The organism is Caulobacter sp. GW821-FHT12D05 (assembly GCF_058807295.1).
Window position 1 is genome coordinate 136,758 of the sequence record NZ_JBXAQO010000006.1, and the last position, 20,502, is coordinate 157,259.

General features: G+C 67.7%; 23 protein-coding genes. 14 read left to right on the forward strand and 9 right to left on the reverse strand.

Going from position 1 to position 20,502, the window contains the following annotated elements; all coding sequences use genetic code 11:
• Positions 1–56 precede the first annotated feature (56 nt).
• The gene (locus tag AC1RRR_RS25535; RefSeq protein WP_492817418.1) at positions 57–941 is read left to right on the forward strand and encodes a LysR family transcriptional regulator; all 885 of its coding nucleotides are present in this window, start codon (positions 57–59) and stop codon (positions 939–941) included.
• On the opposite strand, the gene AC1RRR_RS25540 is transcribed toward AC1RRR_RS25535, so the two are convergent.
• From AC1RRR_RS25540 to xth, 3 genes are all read right to left on the reverse strand, one after another.
• Positions 931–2,901: a potassium transporter Kup gene (locus AC1RRR_RS25540; RefSeq protein ID WP_492817420.1), complete on the reverse strand. Its 1,971-nt coding sequence runs from the start codon at positions 2,899–2,901 to the stop codon at positions 931–933. The genes AC1RRR_RS25535 and AC1RRR_RS25540 overlap by 11 nt on opposite strands.
• 122 nt (positions 2,902–3,023) lie before the next feature.
• Entirely contained in the window at positions 3,024–3,998 is a 975-nt protein-coding gene (locus AC1RRR_RS25545; RefSeq protein WP_492817422.1) for a hypothetical protein, read from the reverse strand.
• Between the two features lie 47 nt (positions 3,999–4,045).
• Complete coding sequence (gene xth, locus AC1RRR_RS25550) at positions 4,046–4,834, reverse strand: exodeoxyribonuclease III (RefSeq protein ID WP_492817424.1); 789 nt, start codon at positions 4,832–4,834, stop codon at positions 4,046–4,048.
• A 35-nt stretch (positions 4,835–4,869) separates the two neighbouring features.
• Here xth and AC1RRR_RS25555 point away from each other — a divergent pair, with 35 nt between their 5' ends.
• Positions 4,870–5,208 (forward strand): hypothetical protein, encoded by a 339-nt coding sequence (locus AC1RRR_RS25555; RefSeq protein WP_454715180.1) that lies wholly within the window; start codon positions 4,870–4,872, stop codon positions 5,206–5,208.
• Here the strand turns inward: AC1RRR_RS25555 and erpA are convergent.
• Complete coding sequence (gene erpA / locus AC1RRR_RS25560; RefSeq protein ID WP_295111471.1) at positions 5,205–5,537, reverse strand: iron-sulfur cluster insertion protein ErpA; 333 nt, start codon at positions 5,535–5,537, stop codon at positions 5,205–5,207. The two genes, AC1RRR_RS25555 and erpA, sit on opposite strands and share 4 nt — an antisense overlap.
• 88 nt (positions 5,538–5,625) lie before the next feature.
• On the opposite strand from erpA, the gene AC1RRR_RS25565 reads away from it, so the two are divergent.
• The 5 genes from AC1RRR_RS25565 to scpB all read left to right on the forward strand — a co-directional run bounded on the left by AC1RRR_RS25565 (position 5,626) and on the right by scpB (position 10,311).
• Positions 5,626–6,810, forward strand: a complete 1,185-nt coding sequence (locus AC1RRR_RS25565) for a deoxyguanosinetriphosphate triphosphohydrolase (RefSeq protein WP_492817427.1) — start codon at positions 5,626–5,628, stop codon at positions 6,808–6,810.
• Between the two features lie 165 nt (positions 6,811–6,975).
• Positions 6,976–7,785, forward strand: coding sequence for a cell division protein FtsN (gene ftsN, locus AC1RRR_RS25570; RefSeq protein ID WP_492817429.1), 810 nt, complete (start codon positions 6,976–6,978; stop codon positions 7,783–7,785).
• A complete protein-coding gene (gene nagZ, locus AC1RRR_RS25575; protein ID WP_492817431.1) occupies positions 7,782–8,822 on the forward strand; it encodes a beta-N-acetylhexosaminidase in 1,041 nt (346 codons plus the stop codon). The genes ftsN and nagZ overlap by 4 nt, the downstream gene beginning before the upstream one ends.
• Entirely contained in the window at positions 8,819–9,643 is an 825-nt protein-coding gene (locus tag AC1RRR_RS25580) for a segregation and condensation protein A (RefSeq protein WP_492817433.1), read from the forward strand. Before nagZ ends, AC1RRR_RS25580 begins: the two co-directional genes overlap by 4 nt.
• On the forward strand, positions 9,640–10,311 hold the full coding sequence (gene scpB / locus AC1RRR_RS25585; protein ID WP_492817435.1) for an SMC-Scp complex subunit ScpB: 672 nt from the start codon (positions 9,640–9,642) through the stop codon (positions 10,309–10,311). Before AC1RRR_RS25580 ends, scpB begins: the two co-directional genes overlap by 4 nt.
• A gap of 3 nt (positions 10,312–10,314) precedes the next feature.
• Here the strand turns inward: scpB and AC1RRR_RS25590 are convergent, their stop codons facing one another.
• Positions 10,315–10,629, reverse strand: coding sequence for a hypothetical protein (locus tag AC1RRR_RS25590; RefSeq protein ID WP_492817437.1), 315 nt, complete (start codon positions 10,627–10,629; stop codon positions 10,315–10,317).
• Between the two features lie 273 nt (positions 10,630–10,902).
• Between AC1RRR_RS25590 and AC1RRR_RS25595 the strand changes: the two genes are divergently transcribed.
• The 3 genes from AC1RRR_RS25595 (at position 10,903) to tatC (ending at position 12,724) form a co-directional block, all read left to right on the forward strand.
• Complete coding sequence (locus tag AC1RRR_RS25595; protein ID WP_291870457.1) at positions 10,903–11,130, forward strand: twin-arginine translocase TatA/TatE family subunit; 228 nt, start codon at positions 10,903–10,905, stop codon at positions 11,128–11,130.
• Positions 11,131–11,219: 89 nt separating this feature from the next.
• Positions 11,220–11,819, forward strand: a complete 600-nt coding sequence (tatB, locus tag AC1RRR_RS25600) for a Sec-independent protein translocase protein TatB (RefSeq protein WP_492817439.1) — start codon at positions 11,220–11,222, stop codon at positions 11,817–11,819.
• Entirely contained in the window at positions 11,816–12,724 is a 909-nt protein-coding gene (tatC, locus tag AC1RRR_RS25605) for a twin-arginine translocase subunit TatC (protein WP_492817441.1), read from the forward strand. Before tatB ends, tatC begins: the two co-directional genes overlap by 4 nt.
• A 6-nt stretch (positions 12,725–12,730) precedes the next feature.
• On the opposite strand, the gene AC1RRR_RS25610 is transcribed toward tatC, so the two are convergent.
• Both AC1RRR_RS25610 and AC1RRR_RS25615 read right to left on the reverse strand, forming a co-directional pair.
• Positions 12,731–13,705, reverse strand: coding sequence for a hypothetical protein (locus AC1RRR_RS25610; protein WP_492817443.1), 975 nt, complete (start codon positions 13,703–13,705; stop codon positions 12,731–12,733).
• Positions 13,706–13,849: 144 nt separating this feature from the next.
• A complete protein-coding gene (locus AC1RRR_RS25615; RefSeq protein WP_492817445.1) occupies positions 13,850–14,317 on the reverse strand; it encodes a hypothetical protein in 468 nt (155 codons plus the stop codon).
• Between the two features lie 373 nt (positions 14,318–14,690).
• Between AC1RRR_RS25615 and serS the strand changes: the two genes are divergently transcribed.
• From serS to dipM, 4 genes are all read left to right on the forward strand, one after another.
• On the forward strand, positions 14,691–15,986 hold the full coding sequence (gene serS / locus AC1RRR_RS25620) for a serine--tRNA ligase (RefSeq protein WP_492817447.1): 1,296 nt from the start codon (positions 14,691–14,693) through the stop codon (positions 15,984–15,986).
• Positions 15,983–16,777, forward strand: a complete 795-nt coding sequence (gene surE / locus AC1RRR_RS25625; protein ID WP_492817449.1) for a 5'/3'-nucleotidase SurE — start codon at positions 15,983–15,985, stop codon at positions 16,775–16,777. Before serS ends, surE begins: the two co-directional genes overlap by 4 nt.
• Complete coding sequence (locus tag AC1RRR_RS25630) at positions 16,774–17,442, forward strand: protein-L-isoaspartate(D-aspartate) O-methyltransferase (protein WP_291870469.1); 669 nt, start codon at positions 16,774–16,776, stop codon at positions 17,440–17,442. The genes surE and AC1RRR_RS25630 overlap by 4 nt, the downstream gene beginning before the upstream one ends.
• 92 nt (positions 17,443–17,534) lie before the next feature.
• Positions 17,535–19,385 carry a cell division endopeptidase DipM gene (gene dipM, locus AC1RRR_RS25635; RefSeq protein WP_492817451.1) on the forward strand — a complete coding sequence of 617 codons (1,851 nt, stop codon included), beginning with the start codon at positions 17,535–17,537 and terminating at the stop codon, positions 19,383–19,385.
• 40 nt (positions 19,386–19,425) lie between these two features.
• Here dipM and AC1RRR_RS25640 read toward each other — a convergent pair whose 3' ends face one another.
• Both AC1RRR_RS25640 and AC1RRR_RS25645 read right to left on the reverse strand, forming a co-directional pair.
• Positions 19,426–19,890: a GNAT family N-acetyltransferase gene (locus AC1RRR_RS25640; RefSeq protein WP_492817453.1), complete on the reverse strand. Its 465-nt coding sequence runs from the start codon at positions 19,888–19,890 to the stop codon at positions 19,426–19,428.
• A gap of 4 nt (positions 19,891–19,894) precedes the next feature.
• Positions 19,895–20,476, reverse strand: coding sequence for a helix-turn-helix domain-containing protein (locus AC1RRR_RS25645; RefSeq protein WP_492817455.1), 582 nt, complete (start codon positions 20,474–20,476; stop codon positions 19,895–19,897).
• Between the last annotated feature and the right edge of the window lie 26 nt (positions 20,477–20,502).

Sequence of the window (20,502 nt, forward strand, 5' to 3'; positions counted from 1 at the left end):
CGATTTCGCGTATAATTGGCCATATTTGATAAGGCGGCCGATCGGATTTCGATATAATGGACCTCGCGGATGTAGGCGTGTTTGTCGAGGCGGCGCGAGCGGGCAGCTTGGCCGCTGCAGCCCGGCGGTTGGGCATCGCGGCCATGGCGGCCTCGCGCCGGCTGGCGGCGCTGGAGGATGAGGTCGGAGCCCGACTGGTCCACCGCACGACCCGCGCCCTGTCCTTGACCCCCGAGGGCGAGGCGTTCCTGCCCCACGCCCAGGCCATGCTGGAGGGCGAGGCGGCGGCGCGGGCGTCGATCCGGCCGTCCAGCGCCGGGGCCTCGGGCATGTTGCGGGTCACGGCCTCGGCGCCGTTCGGGCGCAAGATGGTCGCGCCGATGATCCCCGCCTTCATGCGGGCCAATCCGGACCTGCAGGTCGACCTGCAGGTCACGGACGCCATCACCGACATCGTTGCCAGCGGCATCGATGTGGCCATCCGCATCGCGGTGCTGCGCGACAACTCGCTGATCGCCCGCCGTCTGGACGCCAATCCGCGCAAGCTCTACGCCTCGCCGGCCTATGTGGCCGAGCACGGCGCGCCGAAGGTCCTGACCGACCTGGCCGATCACCAGTGCCTGGCGATCACCGGCGTCAGCCACTGGACCTTCATGATCGGCGACAAGCCGGTCCAGCAGCGGGTGGCTGGACGCTTCACGGCCAGCGGCATCGAGACCCTGCACATGGCCTGCCTGGGCGGCCTGGGTCTGGCCATGCTGTCGGACTGGAACATCCGCGAGGACGTCGCCGCCGGCCGCCTGGCCGAGATCCCGCTGGCCGACGCAGTGCTGGAGTCCTGGTCGATCTGGGCCGTCTATCCCAGCGCCCGGCTGGTGCCGGCCAAGACGCGCCTGTTCATCGACGCGCTGGGCCGGCACTTGAAGAGTCCTACAAACTGACCTGAGCGCCCAGCTCCACCACCCGGCCCGGAGGCAGGTGGAAGAAGGTCGTCGGGTCGGCGGCGTTGCGGGTCAGGAAGGTGAACAGCTTGCGCTTCCAGGCCGGCAGGGCGTCGCTGGCCGTCGACGGCACGATGGTGCGGCGGCTGACGAAGAACGAGGTGCTCATGATGTCGAACTTCAGGCCCTGCTTGCGGCAGGCGGCCAGGGCCTTGGGGATGTTCGGGCTTTCCATGTAGCCGTAGCGCAGGGTGACCAGCGAGAAGCGGTCGTCCAGGGTCTGGGTCTCGATCCGCTCGGCGTCGGGCACGTAGGGACGGGTCTCGGCGACCACCTTCAGCAGCACGTTGCGCTCGTGCAGCACCTTGAAGTGCTTGAGGCTGTGCATCAGGGCCGGCGGGGTGGTGTTCGGGTCCGAGGTCAGGAACACGGCGGTGCCGGCGGTCGAACCGGCCGGGCGGCGCAGGATCATCTCGCGGAAGTCGCCGAACGGCAGGCCGTCCTTGCTGAGCTTGAGCCGCAGGCGCTCGGTGGCGCTGACGAAGATCGACATCAGCAGGCACAGGCCCGCGCCCAGGGCCAGCGGCGCCCAACCGCCGGTCAGCACCTTGAGCAGGTTGGCGGTGAAGAAGGTCAGGTCCAGCGCGAACAGCGGCACGATCAAGGCCAGGGCCGTGACCAGGCGCCATTTCCAGACGTGGCGCACGACGATGTAGGCCAGCAGGGTGGTCACCACCATCGTGCCGGTCACCGAGATGCCGTACGCATGGGCCAGGGCGCTGGACGAGCGGAACGACAGCACCACCAGCACCACGCCGACGAACAGCAGCCAGTTGATCGGCGCGACATAGATCTGGCCGGCCTCGGTCGACGAGGTGATCTTGATGTCCATGCGCGGCAGCAGGCCCAGCTGGATCGCCTGCTGGGTCAGCGAGAAGGCGCCGGTGATCACCGCCTGGCTGGCGATGACGGTGGCGACGCCGGAGAACAGGACGAGGCCCAGGCGCCACTGGTGCGGGGCCATCAGGAAGAACCAGTCGGCGTTGGGCAGAGCGGTTCCGCTGGCCTCGGCGATGGTCAGGGCCTTCGAGGCCAGAGCTCCCTGGCCGAAGTAGTTCAGGGCCAGCATCGGCAGGGCCAGGCCGAACCACGACATCTGGATCGGGCCGCGGCCAAAGTGGCCCATGTCGGCGGTCAGGGCCTCGGCCCCGGTCACGGTCAGGAACACCGCGCCCATCACCAGGAAGCCGGTCAGGCCGTGATGGGTCAGGAAATAGATGGCGTAGGTCGGCGAGATCGCGCCCAGCACGCTGGGATCGTCCTTGATGTGCCAGACGCCCAGGGCGCCCAGGCACAGGAACCAGCAGACCATGATCGGGCCGAAGATGCCGGCCACCTTGGCCGTGCCCTTGGCCTGGAAGCTGAAGAGCCCTGTCAGGATCACCAGGCTGACGACGATGACTTCCTGCGTGCCGAACCAGTGCTCGAAACCCTTCACCGACTTCAGGCCCTCGACCGCCGACAGCACCGAGACCGCCGGAGTGATGACGCCGTCGCCGTAGAACAGCGCCGCGCCGATGGCGCCGAGGGCGAAGATCAGGCCGGTGCGGCCCGCCGCGCCCTGTTGGGCCAGGGCCATCAGCGACAGCACCCCGCCTTCGCCCTTGTTGGAGGCGCGCATCAGGAACAGGACGTATTTGACCGTCACGACCAGGATCAGCGCCCACAGGGCCAGGGACAACACGCCCATGATCTCGGGACGGACCAGCCCGTCGCGGGCGGCCTCGCCCAGCGCGTCGCGGAAGGCGTAGAGGGGGCTGGTGCCGATGTCGCCGAACACGACGCCCACGCTGCCCAGCGCCAACGGCCAGAAACGCGACGCCGCGTGACCGGTGTGGTGGGAAGCTTGAGTTGTCGGGGTGGTTGGTTCGGACGCGGCGAGGGGGTCTTTACCCGCCATGCAAGCACGAGGCTCCAAAGCGCCGGTTCGCGACCGGCGGCCGGCGCTTTACGCCCGTCGCTGCGTCGCAGCAATCGAAAAAGGCAGAACGGCGATAGCCGATCCCGAAAGCGTGATCAGCGCTAGTCGTCCAAGTCGAACGGCAGCTCGTCCTGGTCGCTGGCGGTCTCGCGACGGGCCTTCGAGACGGGTTTGTATTCCGGTTCCGGCGCGGGACGCAGAGCCGGCAGCTCATCTTCGTCGTCCCACGGCGGGTCGTCGAACATGTCGGGCTCGGCCGTGCGCGCCTTGGCCGGAGCCGGAGCCGGCGCGGGCGCGGGCGCTGGCGTGCTCGGGCGCGAGATCGGGCGGGCCGCGCCAGCGCGGGGAACGTTGTCGAACGACGAGCGACGCGACAGCGGCGGCGGGGTGTCGGGCAGGGGCGGAGGCGGCGCCTGGAAGTCGTCGTCCTCGTCCTCGAACGCCTCGTCGTCGAAGTCGTCGACCAAGGGCGCGGGGGCCGGCGTTGGCGCGGGAGCGGGGCGAGTGGCGACCGTCGCCGGCGCCGCGGCCGGCTTCTCCGGACGTGGCGGCAGCGGACGGCGGACGATCGCCTCGCAGCGGGCCAGCCAGCGGTTGGCCTCCTGCACCAGCTCGGCGGGCGAGGCGGTCTCGCGGCGCTGCTCGTCGCCGGGGGCCCACAGGTCCAGAGTGAAGTCAGGGTGGCGCGGGTCGTCGAAGATCAGGCGCAGGGTGACCCGCTCGGCCTGGGGCGCGACGTGGTCGATGGCCCGGCGGCCTTCGCCTCGGAACACCCGGCCCATCACCTGGCCGTCGACCAGCAGCTCGGCGCCCATCATCTCGTCCAAACGATAGACCAAGCACCAGGCGCCCCGGTCCCAGGCCACGGCCAGGAGGTTGGTGGCGAACGAGAAGCCCGCGCCGCGACCCCGACCGCGCGCGACGATCAGGCCTTCAGGCTCGCTTTTCAGCACGTTGCGCAGGGCGCGGCGGATACGTCGGTCCTCGTCGCCGTACCAGATGGCCAGGCTGCCGAGGAACGTCACCGCCGTACCGGCGATGGCGACAAACAACAGGAGACGCGCAAGCTCGCTCATAGTGAGGCTCAGGCTAACGAGAGTCGTGTTTCTGGGACAGGCGGCGGCTAGTCGCGGAAGTGGCCGACGACAGGCACGTGGTCGGAGGGCTTTTCCTTGTCGCGCTCGTCGCGGTGGATGACGACGGCCTCCAGGCGGTCGGCGGCCTGGGGCGAGCACAGCAGGTGGTCGATGCGGATCCCCAAGTTCCGAGGCCAGGCGCCGGCCTGATAGTCCCAGAAGGTGTAGCCGCCCGGCGCGCCGTCGACCTGCATGTAGGCGTCGGCGAAGCCCAGGTTCTTCAGCGCCCGGAACGCGCCCCGGCTCTCGGGCTGATAGAGCGCGTCGCCCAGCCAGGCTTCGGGATTGGCCACGTCTTCGGCCTCGGGGATGACGTTGTAGTCGCCTAGGATGACCAGGGGCTCCTCGAAGGCCAGCAGGCCTTGGGCGTGGGCGTGCAGCCGGCGCATCCAGGCCAGCTTGTAGTCGAACTTTTCCGTGCCGATCGGATTGCCGTTGGGCAGGTAGATACCGACCACGCGGAACGGCGTGGGCGCATTGATCACCGCCTCGACGTAGCGCGACTGCTCGTCGACCTCGTCCTCCGACAGGAACGGCAGGCCCTTGCGCACGTCGTCGATCGGGAGCTTCGACAGCAGGGCCACGCCGTTATAGGTCTTCTGGCCGTGGACGACGACGTTGTAGCCCAGGCGCTCGAAGGCTTCGGTCGGGAACTTCTCGTCGACGCATTTGATCTCTTGGAGCACCGCGACGTCCGGGGCCTCCGATTCGAACCAGGCCAGCACGCCTTCCAGGCGAGCGTTGATCGAATTGACGTTCCAGGTGGCTATACGCATTGACGGCTCCAGACAGCGGCGGGAGGCTAGGGCGCATGACGGGCGCACTCAAGTCGAGCAAACGAACGATCGACAAGAGACAGGTCATCCTGATGGTCGTCGCCACCGGCGCATGCCTAGGCCTGGCCGTGTTGGGCGGCATCCTGGCGATCTTCACGCCGCTGGTCTTCGACCGCTCGGGCAACCTGATGAACCCGGTCGCCTGGCTGGGCTTCGTGTTCGCCGCCTCGTTCTGGGTGGTGTGCCTGCTGGCCCCGCTGGCCGGCTGGATCCTGTGGCGCAAGAACGAGACGACCCTGTCCTGGGCCGCCATGGCCGCCCCGCTGGCCTGGGGCGCGGTAGCGTTGACGCTCTTACAGTTTGTCCCGACCTAGATCGAGAAGCTGACCCCGCAGCCGCAGCTGGACTTGGCGTTCGGGTTGCGGACGCGGAATTCGGCGCCGGCCAGTTCGTCGACGAAGTCGATCTCCGAGCCCTTCAGCAGGGCCAGGGAGACGACGTCGACCAAGGCCACGGCGTCGTCACGCTCGATCTTCAGGTCATCGTCCTCGACGGTATCGACCAGGTCGAAGCGATACTGGAAGCCCGAGCAGCCGCCACCGTCGACGGCGACGCGCAGCATCAGGGGGCGGCCCTCGCTGGCGGCGATGGTCTTGATCCGGCGCGCGGCGTTTTCGGAAAGCGTTAAGTCTGTCTGGGTCATGGCTGTGGAAAAGTCACCTTGCGCTTATATGAGGGTGACGCGGCCTCTACGGAAGAGGTCAAATGGTCAAACGCGATAAAGGCGGTTCATGTCCTCGACCCCGTACTTCGTCCCCCGCGCGCCGTATGCCGAAGATCCCTTCAAATCGAAGGGCCGCCGGTTCCAGGAGGACGAAAGCCGCACCCGGACCCCGTTCGCGCGCGATCGCGACCGCATTATCCATACCTCGGCCTTCCGCCGCCTGAAGGAGAAGACCCAGGTCTTCGTGGCGCACGAGGGCGATAATTTCCGCACCCGCCTGACCCATTCGCTGGAAGTGGCGCAGGTGGCGCGCTCGCTGGCCACGGCCCTGGGCCTGGACAGCGACCTGGCCGAGACCATCGCCCTGGGCCACGATCTGGGCCACCCGCCGTTCGGCCACGCCGGCGAGGACGAGCTCGAGATCCAGATGCGCGAGTACGGCGGCTTCGACCATAACGTCCAGACGTTCCGGGTCGTGACCGAGCTGGAGCACCGCTATCCGGACTATCTGGGCCTGAATCTGACCTGGGAGACCCTGGAAGGGATCATCAAGCACAACGGCCCGGTGACCAACAAGCTGGGCAAGCCGTCCTGGAAGGCCATCCAGAAGTACGACAACGAGTACGAGCTGGGCCTGAACACCTGGGCGTCGGCCGAGGCGCAGGTCGCGGCCCTGGCCGACGACATCGCCTACAACAACCATGACGTCGACGACGGCGTTACGGCCGGCCTGTTCACCCTGGACGAGCTGCTGGACGTGCCGCTGATCGGCCCGATCCTGTTCGCGGTGAAGAGCGAGCGTCCCGACCTCGACCCGCGCCTGACCCATCTGGAAGCCGTCCGCCGCATGATCGGCGCGATGATCGACGACGTGATGGGCGAGACCCTGCAGCGCGCCGCCGCCACCGGCGTGAGCTCGGCCGACGACGTCCGCGGCCTGGACCACGCCCTGGTCGCCTTCTCGCCCGACATGGCCGAGGACCTGGCCCGCCTGCGCGCCTTCCTCTACGAGCGCATGTACCGCCACTGGCGCGTCAATCGCACCCGCAGCCAGGCTCGCCGTATTCTCGGCGAAATGTTCACGCTATTCCTGAGGGAGCCGGAGGTCCTGCCGACCGTCTGGTTCGCCAAGTCGCAGAACCGCGACGAAGCCGGCCGGGCTCGCGTGGTGTGTGACTATATCGCGGGCATGACCGACCGCTTCGCGATAGAAGAACATCGCAAGCTGTTCCACCTCGACGTCTGGAACTAGGCCGTAAGGCTCAAGACTCGGAACGGGGACGCGAGCGGCTTGAAGTCTGCCACCTGAGCGGGGCGGACGCTTCTGAGACGCGCCCTCGAAGGGTAACCTAGGGTCGCGCGCGTCTGATTCGAGGCGTTCGATCCGCGTGCCTGAGTACTTTGGAGCCTAGCTGAAATGTCCGATCCGCACCGCGGGGCCTATACGCCGCCCACCGACGCGCCGCTGTCGTTCGACGCGCGTCAGCCCGTGCGCGGCGCCCGTCCTCTGCCCATGACCCTGATCATCAGCGCGGTGGTGCTGGTGACGCTGGTCGTCGCGGTGGTGATGATCTATCGCGGCGGCATCCGGAATCCGAACGAGCCGCCGCAGGCCGTGGGGACCGAGGTCGCCCAGATGAAGACCCCGCCGCCGGCCGGCAGCCAGCCGCAGGACCCCGCCGCGGGCCTGCAAATCTATCACAACGAGGACCCGCAGCCGTCGGCGACCTTCGCCGCGCCGCCCGAGACGCCGCAGGCTCGCCCGGCCGCGCCGATGCCCACCGCGCCGGTCCAGACCGCCGCTCTGCCGGCCGCCAAGCCCGCGCCGACCGTGACGCAGCCGGCCACCCCGGCCGCTAAGCCGGCCCCGACCATCGAGTCGCTGGCCACTGCCGCCGCCCAGCGGCCGGTCGCCGCCGCGCCCAAGCCTGTCCAGGTCGCCGCCACGGCGCCGGCGCCGGCTCCCAAGCCTGTCGCTACGGTTTCCGGTCCTGCCTCGGTGCAGATCGGCGCGCTGTCGTCGCCCGCCCTGGCCGACAAGGCCTGGACCGAAGCCACCCGCCTGGCCCCCGGCCTGGCCGCCGGCAAGGGCAAGAAGGTCGAGGCGATCGATAAGAACGGCGCCACGCTCTACCGCACCTCGGTCACGGGCTTTGCCTCGCGCGAAGCGGCCAAGGCGTTCTGCGAGGCCATCTCGGCCTCGGGCAAGTCCTGCTTCGTCAAATGAGCCTCCTGATGGGCGCCTCGTCTTCCGCCGCCATCCTCGGCTGCGCCGGAACCACGCTGACGGCCGAAGAGGTCGCCTTGTTCAAGGACGTGAAGCCGTGGGGCTTCATCCTGTTCAAGCGCAACATCGCCGATCCCAACCAGGTGCGCGCTCTGACGGCGGCCCTGCGCGAGACGGTGGGTCGGCCTGACGCGCCCATCCTGATCGACCAGGAGGGCGGCCGCGTCGCTCGCCTGCAACCGCCGCACTGGCGCATCTATCCGCCGGGCCGCGCCTATGGCGAGCTGGTGGCCAACGACCCGCTGACGGCGCGTGAGATCACCCGCCTGGGTTCGCGCCTGATCGCCCATGACCTGCTCAGCCTCGGCATCAATGTCGACTGCGTGCCGGTGCTGGACGTGCCCGACCCCAAGGGCCACGAGATCATCGGCGACCGCGCCTATGGTGACACGCCCGAACAGGTGGCGACCCTGGGCCGCGCGGCGGCCGAAGGGCTGCTGGCCGGCGGCGTCCTGCCCATCATCAAGCACATCCCCGGCCACGGCCGCGCCATGAGCGACAGCCACCTGGAGTTGCCGGTCGTGAAGGCCAAGCTGGAAGAGCTGGACAAGCGCGACTTCGCGCCGTTCCGCGTGCTGTCCGACATGCCGATGGCGATGACGGCCCACGTCGTCTACACGGCCATCGACCGCAAGAACCCGGCCACCACGTCCAAGAAGGCCATCAAGAAGATCATCCGCGAGTCGATCGGCTTCGACGGCCTCTTGATGAGCGACGACCTGTCGATGAAGGCCCTGAGCGGTGACTTCAAGCAGCGCGCCAAGGACAGCCTGTCGGCCGGCTGCGACGTCGTCCTGCACTGCAACGGCGACATGGCCGAGATGAAGGCCGTGATGTCGGGTGTCGGCAAGCTGAGCAAGGAAGCCCGCCGCCGCGCCCAGGCCGTGATGGGCCGCCTGGTCAAGGTTCCCGAGCCCTTCGACGTGGCCGAGGCCCGCGCCCGCTTCGACGCGGCGTTCGACGGCAAATACGCTTGAACACGGGCTTCCAGCCCACTTTCGACTTTGCCGCCGCCGATGAAGCGGCCGAAGACGGCGCGGCGCTGGTCATCGACATCGACGGCTACGAAGGCCCGCTGCACGTGCTGCTGGCGCTGGCCCGCAGCCAGAAGGTCGACCTGCTGCAGCTGTCGATCACCAAGCTGGCCGAGCAGTACCTGGCCTTCGTGCAGCAGGCGCGCCGCGTGCGGTTCTCGCTGGCCGCCGACTATCTGGTGATGGCCGCCTGGCTGGCCTACCTCAAATCCCGCCTGCTGCTGCCCAAGCCCGAACGCGCCAAGGCCGAGGAGCCGCCAGCCGAGGAGATGGCCGCGCAGCTGGCCTTCCGCCTGGCCAAGCTGGACGTCATGCGCAAAGCCGTCGAAGCCCTGAAGGAGCGTCCGATCATTGGCCGCGACGTCTTCATGCGTGGCGACCCTGAAGCCGTAAAGATCGTCTCCTCGACCCGGCTGGAGGGCGACCTCTATGGCCTGATGAGCGCCTACATCACCCAGCGCAAGCGCGAGCACAGCCGCCACTACGCGCCGCGCCCGCCGACGGCCTATCCGCTGGAGGACGCCCGCGACCGCCTGCGCAGCCTGCTGCCGAAGATGGAGGACTGGACGGTCCTCTCCACCATCGCCCCGATCGAGAAGGCGCTGGAGGACGATGACGGCCCCACGCCGGCCTCGTACCTGGCCTCGACCCTGTCGGCCTCGCTGGAGCTGGTGAAGGAGGGCATTCTGGAGGCTCGTCAGCTGGAGCACTTCAAGGACATCTACTTGCGGACGAGAGCGGAGCCGCTAGAGGTCACCGAATGACCGTCGAACTGGAACCGCTCTTCGTCGAGCGCTGCATCGAGGCCCTGCTGTTCGCGGCGGCCGAGCCGCTCAGCGACGTCGACCTGGCCAAGCGCCTGCCGGAAGGCGCCGACATCGCCGCTGGCCTGACGGGTCTTCGGGCGCGCTATGAGGGCAGGGGGATCGAACTGGTCGAGGTGGCCGGCCGTTGGCGCTTCCAGACAGCGGTCGACCTGTCGTTCCTGATGACCGAAGAGCGCGAGGAGCCGCGGCGCCTGTCCAAGGCCGCCCAGGAGACCCTGGCCATCGTCGCCTACCACCAGCCGGTGACTCGGGCCGAGATCGAGGCCGTGCGTGGCGTCCAGGCTAGCCGGGGCACGATCGACGTCCTCTTGGAGCTGGGTCTGATCCGCATGCGGGGCCGTCGGCGCACGCCGGGCCGGCCGGTGACGTTCGGGACGACGGATGCGTTCCTGGAGCACTACGGCCTGGCCAATCTGGGCGACCTGCCGGGCATTGCCGAGATGAAGGCCGCGGGCCTTCTGGAAATGAACCTGCCGCCGGGCTTCTCGGTGCCCGATCCGCTGGGCCTGCGCCCGAACGAGGACGAGGATCCGCTGGACCTCGACGACGGCGAACAGCCAGAATTCGCCCAGGACTTCCTGGGCGAGCCTGAAAAGGCGGATTAGGGCTTAGGCGAAGATGTTCGCCACCAGGCCCTTCTGATCCTTGCGGTTGGGGTCCTGCTCGACCTCCTGCTTGATCATTTCCTTGAGCTTGTCTTCGACCTTCTTGCGCTCTTCCGGCTTCATGGCCTTGAGCTCTTCCTCGGTCACGCCCAGCTTGGCCAGCATCATGGCCCGCATCTTCTCGGCGGGCGTCATCTTCTGGAACTTCAGGAACTCGTCGCGGGCCGACGGCTCGCCGACCGGCGCGTTGGACGAGGTGCTCAGGCCGGGGGAGACCCCGGCGTAGGGGGAGAAAGAACCGATCGAGGAAATCGACATGCGAACGCGCTCCCGGGCACAATGGGTGCGACATTCTGGCAAGAACCGCGCCAGCTGCGCTTAGCTATGCTTTTCAATGGCTTGTGGCGTAAGGGGTTGGTGAAAGCGCTACCAGGCGGTCAACTTGACCGAGCAGAACTTGCCGAGGCTCACGCGACGTCTCGCCCTACTGGCGAACGATGGTCGGCGGCCCCGCGAGCGCCTATATTGTCCGGCATGTTGTAACGACGCGTCACAGCGGCTACAGGGCGCTTGTCGCAAGGAGTCTCGGTTATGGGAAGTTTCGGTCCTATCCACTGGATCATCGTCGCTATCGTGGTGCTGCTGCTGTTCGGTGGCCGCGGCAAGCTGTCGGGCATCATGGGTGACGCGGCCAAGGGCATTAAGGCGTTCAAGGAAGGCCTGAAGGACGACGACACGAGCAGCGAAGTGGCTGACAACAAGGCCAAGGGCGCGCTGCCGCGCACCGAGCAGGAAGCCGAAGAGCTTCGCAAGTCGTAAGGCTTTAGGGCGCGCGGGGAGGGGCTCTTCGCGCGCGACGATCCAACCACGCGGGGGGCAGTAACGCTCCGCCGTTCTAAGGCGCGTCCATGCTACCTGATATCGGCGGCACTGAACTCCTTGTCATCGCCGCCGTCGCCCTGATCGTGGTCGGTCCCAAGGATTTGCCCGTTCTCCTGCGCAAGCTCGGCCAGTTCGTCGGGCGCATGCGTGGCATGGCTTCGGAATTCCGAGCCAGCTTCGACGAGATGGCGCGCCAGTCCGAGTTGGACGAGCTGCGCCGCGAAGTGCAGGCCATGCGCGCCGGCCAGTTCACCAATCCCGTGCAGGACACCGGCGTCGACCGGGTCTTCGCCGACATCGACGCCTCGCTGTCCAGCGGCGCCACGCAGATGCATCCTTATGCCGGGTGCGAGATCCACAATCCGGCCCTGACCACCGACAACGCGATCCTTCCACCGGCCGAGCCGGGCGTGGAGATTGTCGAGAAGCCCAAGCGCGCGCCGCGCAAGAAGGCTGTCGCTGCTGCCGAGCCAGTGGTCGTCGAGCCCACCAAGGCCGCGCCGCGCAAGAAGGCCGCCGCCGCGACCAAGAAAGACATTACCGTCGAAGCCCCCAAGGCCGTTCGCGCGCCGCGTAAGCGCGCCGCCAAGGCCGGCGGCTCGACCGCTTCGGACATCGTCTCGTGAACGATAAAGCCATCGGATACGACACCGAGGACGAGATTGAGTCCTCGCGCGCCCCGCTGCTGGACCACCTGGTCGAGCTGCGCACCCGCCTGATCATCTGCGTCGGCGCCATCGCCGTGGCGTTCGGCATCTGCTTTGCGTTCGTGAAGCCGATCTTCCTGTTCCTGGTCCGCCCGTTCACGGTGGCCGAGGGCTTGAAGGCCGTGCAGGACGCCGGCGGCCACCATGGCTCGTTCGACCTGATCCTGGCCCTGATCGGCGTGAAGAAGGTCCCGGCCGCCTCGCTGGCCCAGATCACCCTGCAGGCCACCGCGCCGCTGGAGCAGTTCTTCACCAACATCAAGCTGGCGGCGTTCGGCGCGATCATCATCGCCTTCCCGATCATCGCCTGGCAGCTGTACCGCTTCGTCGCGCCGGGTCTGTACAAGAAGGAGCGCAACGCGTTCCTGCCGTTCCTGATCGCCTCGCCGGTGCTGTTCCTGATGGGCGCGTCGCTGGTCTATTACGTGATGCTGCCGTTCGTGCTGTGGTTCTCGCTGAGCCAGCAGATCGTCGGCGACGGCGTGAAGGTGGTGTTGCAGACGCGGGTGTCGGAATATCTGACCCTGGTCACGACGCTGCTGCTGGCCTTCGGTCTCAGCTTCCAGCTGCCGGTGGTGCTGTCGCTGGGCGGCCTGGCGGGCCTGGTCACCTCGCAGATGCTGCGCACCGGCCGTCGCTACGCCATCGTCGCCGTCTTCGTGGTGGCCGCCGTCGTCACCCCGCCGGACCCGATCAGCCAGATCACCTTGGCCGTGCCGCTGTGCCTGCTCTACGAAATCTCGATCTGGTGCGTGTGGCTGATCGAACGCCGCCGCAAGCGCGAGGACGACGAAGAAGCCGGCACGGATATCGTGTCGGTCTAGCGACCGTCACGCCGGCGGGCTCGACGGGAAGTATGCTTCCTGGAACCACAGAGGTATAGCGGCCAGCTCGGCCTCGACCGACGGATCCTTGGCGAAGACCTCGATCCAGCCCAACATCACCGCCTCGGTGAAATGGCTCCGTACGGCCTGCATCGCGGCGTCCAGATTGGCCCTGGGAATGAAGTCGATCGGGGCGCCGCCATCGACCTCGGGATAGTTTCCGTTGAAGCAGTGGCTCCAGGCCCATTGGATGTCGGGATAGAGCTTCTCGAACTGGCTTGGTTGCCGCACGGCTCCGACCAGAGCGGGGTGGGCGCCGAGCAGCCAGGACATGACCAGGGCGCGCCAGTGCGGGTCCTCGATCTCGAAGACCGACGTGAGCCATGGACCGATCTCCTCGTGCCGAAGATATTTCAGGCACAGAAACATCGAGGCCGACAGCGGGCCGCTCGCGCTATTCCAGCCCCATATCCCATTCCGGGGCGAGAGGCAGCGGTTCAGGCCCAGTTCCACATTCAGGACACCAACTGGCCAGCGTTCGGCGTCCATCAGGGCGTGTCCCAGCGTCGCCAGGACATCTTCACGAAAGCCCGAATACGGCCCGTCGTCGAGCCCCTGCGGATGGACCGCGAACACCGCGTTGGCCAGATACTCCAGAAGCTGCTCGCGGGTGGGTGACTCGTGAGCGCGAGGAACAAGGCGCGGCAGCAGGTAGAAAAACCAGTCGCGCCATTCGTCCGCCGGGCCGAAGGCGGTCGTCCCGTTGGCGATCTCCGTCAGCGCGGTCATCAGATCCGCGGCGGGAACGAGGTCGAGATCGCCGAGAAGCTCGGTGAAGAACCTTCGCTCTTGGCTCATGAACCAGGCCTCGCCCATGGCGGCGTGCGGGCGGGGAAACGCGTTTCGCAGACGCTCGAGCGCGGTCGGATCGGGGCCCTTGTCGGGACGCCATCGAAAGGCGGTCTTCGCTGAAGGATCCATCACCGCCAACCTGATCTGTCGTCTGCAATCTAGGCGTATGGCGACCCTCTACCAACCCTCAGATTGTGGCGTGCGGCATAGAAAAGGGCCCCGCGGCTTAAGCCGCGGAGCCCTCCGTATTCCACTCAGATAAGCGAGTGAAACTTAGGCGGCGGCGCCCATGCGCGCCTGCAGTTGGGCCTTGGCGGCGCGGACGGTGTCGGTCACGCAGGCCTGGTAGCTCACGACGCTGAAGTTCGGCTGGGCCTTGCAGACCGTGGCCGCGGCGGCGCGGATTTCCGAGTGGATCTGGTCGCGGGTCTTGCCCTTCAGCGAGATGCGGACGACCGAAACGGTTTCGTTGGCGAAGGCCTTGCCCGAGTCGCGAGCGCGCAGCAGCGAGGCCAGCTGGCGGTGAGCGCTGGTGGTGGCGCCTTCGATGCAGTCCTGGGCGTTCAGCTTCGAGCTGTCGGCGCAGACGGTGGCGGCGGCGGCCTTGATGTCGTTTTCGATCTGGACCGAGTTCTTGCCGGCGATCGAGACGCGGACTTCAGCGGCGGCGGTCTTGGCGCCAGCCGGGGCGGCGATGGCGGCGGCGATGGCGAGGGCGGCGAAAGCGGCGAACGTCTTCATGGTGTTTCTTGTTCCTAATGAATGATCGGGAGGGCCGGGGAGGGCCGCTGAAAAAGGACGCGTACTGAACTTGGCGCGGCTTTTCGGGCATCGGGATTAAGCCGTCATGACAAAGCGCGGCTAATTTCCGTTAACAGTTGGATGGTTCGTGCGGATCGGCGCGAAAACAGGGAAAGAACGGCTTTTCAGCCCTGCGTCATGCGGTCGCACGTGTCCCGAAATCGGGTTTTTGCGCAATGACGCCCAGGTTTCGCCGCCGTCGCGCCGGATCACGAAGCCGTTGAGAGCCGGGCAGGCCGCCTGGAAAGCTTGGCGCCCCCGCCGACGCGCCTTAGAGAGGGCGTTTCTCCTGCCTCTTCCGAGCTAGCGTTCGATGCACGACATCAAGGCCATCCGCGACAATCCCGAAGCGTTCGACCTGCATTGGTCGGGCAAGGGCCGGTCGGGCGCGGCCGCCGAGGCCGTGAAACTCGACGCCCAGCTGCGCGCGGCCCAGACCGCCCTGCAGGAAGCTCAAGCCAAGCGCAACGAGAGCTCCAAGCTGATCGGCCAGGCCAAGGCCAAGAAGGACGAGGCGGAAGCTTCGCGCCTGATGGCCGAGGTGGAGGCGCTGAAAGGCGTCATGGCGACCGCCGCCGAAGAGGAAGCCATCGTCGGCGGCAAGCTGAAGGAGCTGCTCGCCTCGCTGCCCAACGTCCCGGCCTCGGAAGTTCCCGTGGGCGAGGATGAGAGCGGTAACGTCGAGCAGCGCGTCTGGGGCGACGCCAAGGCCCTGCCGGCCGGCAAGCTGAACGCGCCCAAGGACCACGTCGACCTGGGCCACGCCCTGGGCGGCATGGACTTCGAGGCCGCCGCCCGCATGAGCGGCGCGCGCTTCGTGGTCCTGAAGAGCCAGATCGCTCGCCTGGAACGCGCCATCGGCCAGTTCATGCTGGACGTCCAGACCGTCGAGCACGGCTACACCGAGATCAGCCCGCCGCTGCTGGTGAAGAGCGAGGCGCTGTTTGGCACCGGCCAGCTGCCCAAGTTCGCCGACGACCTGTTCCACACCGAAGACGACCGCTGGCTGATCCCGACCGCCGAGGTCTCGCTGACCAATATCGTCCGCGAGCAGCTGGTGGCCGAGGAAGAGCTGCCGCTGCGCCTGACGGCCCTGACGCCCAGCTTCCGCGCCGAGGCCGGCTCGGCCGGTCGCGACACGCGCGGCATGATCCGCCAGCACCAGTTCTACAAGGTCGAGCTGGTCTCGATCACCACGCCCGACCAGTCGGAAGCCGAGCACCAGCGCATGGTCGAGTGCGCCGAGACCGTGCTGAAGAAGCTGGAGCTGCCGTTCCGCACCATGCTGCTGTGCACCGGCGACATGGGCTTTGGCGCCAAGAAGACCTACGACCTGGAAGTCTGGCTGCCGTCGCAGGACATGTACCGCGAGATCAGCTCGTGCTCGAACTGCGGCGACTTCCAGGCCCGCCGCATGGACGCCCGCTACCGCAAGACTGGCGAGAAGGGCGGCCACTTCGTGCACACCCTGAACGGCTCGGGCCTGGCCGTCGGCCGCACCCTGGTGGCCGTGCTGGAGAACTATCAGGACGAGGCCGGCCGCATCCACATCCCGGCCGTGCTGCAGCCCTATATGGGCGGGGTCACCCACATCGGAGGCGATGCGTGAGGATCCTCCTCACCAACGACGACGGCATCAACGCGCCGGGCCTGAAGGCCCTGGAGACGATCGCTCGCGCCCTGAGCGACGACGTCTGGATCTGCGCGCCGGAATACGAGCAGTCGGGCGCCAGCCGGGCCCTGACCCTGTCGGACCCGATCCGCGTGCGCAAGCTGGACGACCGCCGCTTCGCCGTCGAGGGCACGCCGACCGACTGCGTGATGATGGCCGTGCAGCAGCTGATCGACGGTCCCGCGCCGGACCTGGTGCTGTCGGGCGTCAACCGCGGTCAGAACCTGGCCGAGGACGTCACCCTGTCGGGCACCGTGGCCGGCGCCATCGAGGGCATGGCCCACGGGATCCGCTCGATCGCCCTGTCGCAGACCATGACCTTCTTCCATGACGAGGTCGTCGCCCACTGGGAGACGGCCGAGCACTTCGGCCCCGGCATCGTCCAGCGTCTGCTGGAGGTGGGCTGGCCGAGCGACGTGGTCATGAATGTCAACTTCCCGGCCCTGCCGATCGAAGAGGTCACGGCGGTCGAGGTGACCCGTCAGGGTTTCCGCGACGGCCTGCTGCGCAACATGGAAAAGCGCACCGACCTGCGCGGCCGCGACTACTACTGGATGGGCTTCTCGGCCAAGGCGTCGCAGCCGGCCGAAGGCACCGACCTGCGCGCCATCTATGAAGGCCGCATCTCGGTCACGCCGCTGCACATCGACCTGACGCACCACGAAAGCGTTCACAAGCTGAAGAGCGTCCTGGGCGGCGCTCCGCCAAAGCTCAAGGTGAGCGAATGAGCGGAAGGACGACCAAGGCCGCCGAGAACGCCAAGGCCGACCTGCCGCGCCTGATGCAGGCCCTGCGCGACCAGGGGGTGACCGATCAGCAGGTGCTGAAGGCCATCGAGACCACGCCGCGCGACCTGTTCACGCCGGACCTGTTCAAGGACCGCTCGTGGGAAGACTCGGCCCTGCCGATCGCCTGCGGCCAGACCATCAGCCAGCCCTATATCGTCGGCCTGATGACCCAGGCCCTGACGGTCGAGCCGCGCTCGCGCGTGCTGGAGATCGGCACGGGGTCGGGCTACCAGACCACCATCCTGAGCAAGGTCTCGCGCCTCGTCTATACGATCGAGCGCTATCGGACCCTGATGAAGGAGGCCGAGAGCCGCTTCAACACCCTGGGCCTGACCAACGTCATCACCAAATTCGGGGACGGTGGTGAAGGTTGGGCCGAACAGGCGCCGTTCGACCGTATTATGGTCACGGCTGCGGCCGAAGATGATCCCAAGCGGCTGCTTTCGCAGCTGAAGCCCAACGGCGTGCTGGTCGCGCCGGTCGGGAAGGGGCCTGTGCAGAGCCTTCGCCGCTACGCCGGCGACGGCAAGGGGGGCTTCCGGGTAGAGATCCTGTGCGACGTGCGCTTCGTGCCGCTGCTGGCGGGCGTCGCCAAGGATCAGTGAGTTTGGAGGTCGCGGCATCCGCGACCTTCGGTGTTAAAGGTTGATTCACCCTGACGAAGCCCTTTGGTGGCTCCGGCGGGAAAGGAGACGTTATGAGGCAGTTGTGGACGCAAGCGGCGGTGATCGCCCTGACGGCTGGAACGCTCTCCGCCTGCGCGACCGACGCGCCGCAGTATCCGGCGCGTGAAGGCCAGGCGCCGGCGACCACGCGTCCGACGCCGAACTTCCCGATCACCCAGGCCCCGGCCCAGCCGCAGGCCGAGGCTCCGGTCCCGACCTCGCCCCCCGAGAGCGAGCGCCTGCCGCCGCCTCAGCCGATCCAGAGCCAGCCCCTGGCCCCGCCGGTGAGCCGCACCGAGCTGCCGCCCGCGCCGGCCCCGCAGCCGGTGATCCGTCCGGTTCCGCCCAAGACCGTGGTCACCACCACCGTCACGGGTTCGGTGGTCACTGTGCCGGGCAAGCCGCAGGTGCATGTGGTGAAGTCTGGCGACACCCTGACCTCGATCGCCAAGCGCTTTGACGTCAACGTCAACGACCTGGCCAAGGACAATGATTTCAAGAAGGGCCAGACCCTGCGCCTGGGCCAGAAGATCACCGGCCCCGCCAGCGAGCAGAAGGCCTATGTGGTCCAGACCGGCGACACCATCTTCGCCATCGCCAAGCGCTTCAACGTCACCGCCGCGGCCCTGGCCGACGAGAACGACCTGAAGACCGGCTCGGCCATCAAGAAGGGCCAGAAGCTGGTCCTGCCGGACGGCTTCAAGGACAAGGGCCCGATCAAGACCACGACGGTGATCCCGGGCACGCCCGGCTCGTCGACCAGCCTGGCCGGCGCCGAGCCCGCCGCGCCGACACCGACCCGTCCGACGCCCTCGCGTCCGACCTACACCCCGCCCGCCGACGAAGAGCCGGCGACCACCCAGGTCAGCACCACCACGCTCAGCGTCACCGGCGCCGTCGTTTCGGTGGCCGGCCCGCGCGAAGTCCACACGGTCAAGTCGGGCGACACCCTGACGGCGATCGCCCGCAAGTTCGACATGAGCATCAAGGAGTTGGCCGACGCCAACGACCTGGACAGCGACAAGCCGCTGAAGCTGGGCGCCAAGATCAAGGGGCCTGCGACGACGTCCAAGGCCTATGTCGCCCAGAGCGGCGACACCCTGACCGGCGTCGCCAAGCGCTTCAATGTCAGCGTCAAGGAACTGGCGGCCGAGAACGACCTGAAGACCAGCGCCTCGGTCAAGAAGGGCCAGAAGCTGGTCCTGCCCGACGGCTTCAAGGACAAGGGTCCGATCAAGACCACGACGACGGTGACCAAGCCGGCGCCGTCCACGCCGTCGAACAGCTATGCCAAGGTCGAGACGCCGACGAGCTCGCGTCCGGCCCCGACGCCGTCCAGCCCGGTTCCGTACCAGCCCAGCGGCAACACCTATTCGCGTCCTAGCGCGCCGATCGCCGCTCAGCCGGTGACGCCGCCGCCGTCGTCGGCCCGTCCGATCATCGAAAGCAGCGCCGCCCCGACCGAGGCCGAGATCATCGCCTCGGGCCGCGGCAAGTTCGCCTGGCCGGTGCGTGGCGAGATCATCTCGGACTTCGGCGCCAAGAGCACGGGCCAGCGCAACGACGGCCTGGACATCCGCGCCGCCTCGGGCACGCCGGTCCTGTCGGCCGCTGAAGGCAAGGTGGCCTATGCCGGCAACCAGGTGCCCAGCTACGGCAACCTGGTTCTGGTGCGTCACGCCGACGGCTGGGTCACGGCCTACGCTCACCTCTCCAGCATCAATGTGAAGATGCAGCAGGACGTCCGTCAGGGCGAACAGCTGGGCGCGGTCGGCGCCACCGGCGGGACCAACGAGCCCAAGCTGCACTTCGAGATGCGTTACGCGCCCACGCCCAAGGACAAGGCCAAGCCGGTCGATCCGGCGCTGGTCCTGCCGCGCTAAAAACAAACGGCCCGCTTCGAAAGAGGCGGGCCGTTTTGCTTTAGAGCTGGCGGGTCATGAAGGCGCTGTTCGGGTCGGGCTTGTAGTCGCCGAACGGCTCGCAATCGGCGAAGCCGTTGCGGGCGTACATGGCCCGGGCGGGGATGAAGAAGTCGCCGGCTCCGGTCTCCAGGCTCAGGCGCGACAGGCCCAGGGCGGCCGCATGGGCGATCAGGTGATCAAGCGTCGCCTGGCCCACGCCGCGCCGGCGATAGGTGGCGGCCGTGTGCATCGACTTGATCTCGCCATGCGTGGCGTCCAGTCGCTTGATCGCCCCGACGCCGGCCAGGGTCTCGCCGTCCCAGGCGGCGAAGAAGTCCAGGCCCGCCTCGCGCATGGCGTCCAGCGGCATGACGTGACAGCTCTCCTCAGGGCCGGTCGAGCGCATGGCCGCGAAGTGGCCGGCCAGCAGGGCGACGACCCGTGCGTCGTCGAAGTCGCCGGGAACGATACGAAGGTCGGTCATGGGCTCAGGTCGTCGTGCTGTTGATGATCAGGTAGCGGGCCGGGACCGCGCCCGGATTGCCAATGCGGGTGGCGTCGACGCCCCGGTGGCGCAGGCAGTCGCCGGGCTCGAGGCGGTAAGTCTCACCCTCGACATCCAAGCTCAGCGCGCCCTCCAGCAGATAGAAGAATTGCTCGCGCCCCGGCGCCTGACGGCCGTCATAGTGGATCTCGGCCCCGGCCGGCAGCTCGCCCAGGGCCAGCTCGGTGGCGTAGTCCTGGCTGGGCGGGGCGATCAGGGTGCGCAGGTAGCCGCTCTCGGGATCGCGCCATTGGGTCGCCAGGGCGCCGCGCAGCAGGCGAGGGGCGTTCTCCTCGACCGCCGCCATCAGCCGCGACATGGTCAGGCCATAGGCGCCGCACAGCCGGCCCAGGGCGTTGGCGGTCGGGCTGGTCTCGCCGCGCTCGATCCGTGAGATGGTGGCGCGGCTGAGGCCCGTCAGGCCGGCGGCGACGTCCAGCGACAGGCCTCGCTCGTGGCGCAGGGCCTCCAGGCGGGCGGCCAGGGCGTGGTCGGAAGGCTCGGCGGCGTCAGATGCGATTCCCATAAGGGGGAATTATTCTCACATCTGAT

Bases quoted from the DNA above. Each gene is read 5' to 3' on its own strand.
- AC1RRR_RS25565 (WP_492817427.1), top strand. From the start codon at position 5,626: ATGTCCTCGACCCCGTACTTCGTCCCCCGCGCGCCGTATGCCGAAGAT.
- scpB (WP_492817435.1), top strand. From the start codon at position 9,640: ATGACCGTCGAACTGGAACCGCTCTTCGTCGAGCGCTGCATCGAGGCC.
- AC1RRR_RS25555 (WP_454715180.1), top strand. From the start codon at position 4,870: ATGACGGGCGCACTCAAGTCGAGCAAACGAACGATCGACAAGAGACAG.
- AC1RRR_RS25590 (WP_492817437.1), bottom strand. From the start codon at position 10,629: ATGTCGATTTCCTCGATCGGTTCTTTCTCCCCCTACGCCGGGGTCTCC.
- AC1RRR_RS25545 (WP_492817422.1), bottom strand. From the start codon at position 3,998: ATGAGCGAGCTTGCGCGTCTCCTGTTGTTTGTCGCCATCGCCGGTACG.
- AC1RRR_RS25540 (WP_492817420.1), bottom strand. From the start codon at position 2,901: ATGGCGGGTAAAGACCCCCTCGCCGCGTCCGAACCAACCACCCCGACA.
- dipM (WP_492817451.1), top strand. From the start codon at position 17,535: ATGAGGCAGTTGTGGACGCAAGCGGCGGTGATCGCCCTGACGGCTGGA.
- AC1RRR_RS25630 (WP_291870469.1), top strand. From the start codon at position 16,774: ATGAGCGGAAGGACGACCAAGGCCGCCGAGAACGCCAAGGCCGACCTG.
- serS (WP_492817447.1), top strand. From the start codon at position 14,691: ATGCACGACATCAAGGCCATCCGCGACAATCCCGAAGCGTTCGACCTG.
- ftsN (WP_492817429.1), top strand. From the start codon at position 6,976: ATGTCCGATCCGCACCGCGGGGCCTATACGCCGCCCACCGACGCGCCG.
- xth (WP_492817424.1), bottom strand. From the start codon at position 4,834: ATGCGTATAGCCACCTGGAACGTCAATTCGATCAACGCTCGCCTGGAA.
- AC1RRR_RS25615 (WP_492817445.1), bottom strand. From the start codon at position 14,317: ATGAAGACGTTCGCCGCTTTCGCCGCCCTCGCCATCGCCGCCGCCATC.
- tatB (WP_492817439.1), top strand. From the start codon at position 11,220: ATGCTACCTGATATCGGCGGCACTGAACTCCTTGTCATCGCCGCCGTC.
- AC1RRR_RS25640 (WP_492817453.1), bottom strand. From the start codon at position 19,890: ATGACCGACCTTCGTATCGTTCCCGGCGACTTCGACGACGCACGGGTC.
- AC1RRR_RS25595 (WP_291870457.1), top strand. From the start codon at position 10,903: ATGGGAAGTTTCGGTCCTATCCACTGGATCATCGTCGCTATCGTGGTG.
- nagZ (WP_492817431.1), top strand. From the start codon at position 7,782: ATGAGCCTCCTGATGGGCGCCTCGTCTTCCGCCGCCATCCTCGGCTGC.
- erpA (WP_295111471.1), bottom strand. From the start codon at position 5,537: ATGACCCAGACAGACTTAACGCTTTCCGAAAACGCCGCGCGCCGGATC.
- AC1RRR_RS25535 (WP_492817418.1), top strand. From the start codon at position 57: ATGGACCTCGCGGATGTAGGCGTGTTTGTCGAGGCGGCGCGAGCGGGC.
- AC1RRR_RS25645 (WP_492817455.1), bottom strand. From the start codon at position 20,476: ATGGGAATCGCATCTGACGCCGCCGAGCCTTCCGACCACGCCCTGGCC.
- AC1RRR_RS25610 (WP_492817443.1), bottom strand. From the start codon at position 13,705: ATGGATCCTTCAGCGAAGACCGCCTTTCGATGGCGTCCCGACAAGGGC.